General features: G+C 50.2%; 2 protein-coding genes. Both read left to right on the top strand.

The window, feature by feature from the left end:
- A partial coding sequence (locus KDK17_RS00025) for an ankyrin repeat domain-containing protein (RefSeq protein ID WP_257287049.1) occupies positions 1–814 on the top strand: 814 nt, incomplete at its 5' end.
- A 266-nt stretch (positions 815–1,080) separates the two neighbouring features.
- Positions 1,081–1,451, top strand: a 371-nt coding sequence (locus KDK17_RS00020) for a hypothetical protein (protein ID WP_257287048.1), incomplete at its 3' end; no start/stop codon positions are given.

Raw genomic sequence — 1,451 nt, 5'->3', positions numbered from 1 at the left:
TGTGAACACCGGTGAATCTCACCCGGATACATTTTTCCCCGATCAGGCGTTTTATCGTGCCTGTTTTTACGGGGATTTGGATCAGGTGGAGAAGTCACTGGCAGAAGAAGTCAATGTTAATACCGTTATAAATGATGGCCTCACTGCCTTGATGATGGCATCCAGTCAGGGGCACAAGAACATTGTCGAACGCCTGATCAACGCCGGGGCGAATATCAGCGCTGCCTGCTCGACTGGTGGAAACGCACTGTTTTTCGCTGCCCAGAATAATAAACCCGAGTGTGTGAAACTCCTGATCAAAGCCAAGGCGGATCTCAACGCCAACTGTAGGGATGGCGTCACCCCGCTGTTCATCGCTGCTCAGCAAAATTGCACTGACTGCCTAAAAATCCTGATCAACACCGGGGCAGATCTCAACGCTTCCCGGACTTCGGATGGCGCCACCGCACTGTTAATAGCAGCCTGGTTGGACAATACCGAATGCGTGAAACTCCTGATCGAAGCCAAGGCGGATCTCAACGCCCGGACTAAGGATGGCTTCACCGCGCTGTCCATCGCTGCAGATATGGGTAATATTGACTGCGTGACAGCCCTGGTCGAAGCCAAGGCAGATGTCAACGCCGCCTTGTCGGATGGCTCCACCCCACTGTTAATCGCAGCCAAGAGAGGCAGTATCGACTGCGTGAAAATCCTGATCAACGCCGGGGCGGATCTCAACGCCCGGACTCATAATGGCTTCATCCCCCTGCTCATCGCTGCCAATATGGGCCATACCGACATAGTGACAGCCCTGGTCAAGGCCAGGGCAAGGTAGGGAACAAAAGAAAGGCGTTATGTCATCGAGTAAACACGGTTTTCTGTGCTCCCATCTTCAGAGTGTTTGAAATGGGTGATTATTTAGTCACAGCAAACTTTACAGTCATAGAGAAAGTGAAGTGGGATCACTTTCACCTCAGCAGCATAGTTTATGGGGCAGGGCTGAATGCTTCTCCGGGGCAGTTGAGAGAACGGTTAACTGCCTGACTTGCGTTATTTTCCTGATCTATCCTTCCTCTCTGTACACCAGAATCCAAGGGTAGAATGATTAAACACCCACTCTTTGCAGCACCACTGTTACTCATGTCATTGTCTGTCGTCTGTCAGGCTCAACCGTTGACCAGGCGTTTTGTTGTCGAGCTTGAACAGAAAGCAGGTGCTCCAAGCCAGAATGTTTTTATAAAACCTGACCAGCACACACTGTCGTGCACCTTGTCAGACATTGCTCACACAAAGGGCTATGCAGGATCGGATTTATCGTCTGATGAGAAACAAGACAGACTAAACGGCTACGAGCTAAAAACGACCATCAATGAATCGATTTCATGGCCATGGCTTTACACCAATCATCTACTGGTGAGTTACGAACTGATCCAGACCGCCAAAAATACCCCACTCAGCTCCACCTCTTATTC

It is taken from the genome of Endozoicomonas sp. SESOKO2 (assembly GCF_024606245.1).
Taxonomy (GTDB): Bacteria; Pseudomonadota; Gammaproteobacteria; order Pseudomonadales; family Endozoicomonadaceae; genus Endozoicomonas_A.
This window is presented reverse-complemented; position numbering and strand designations above follow the sequence as displayed.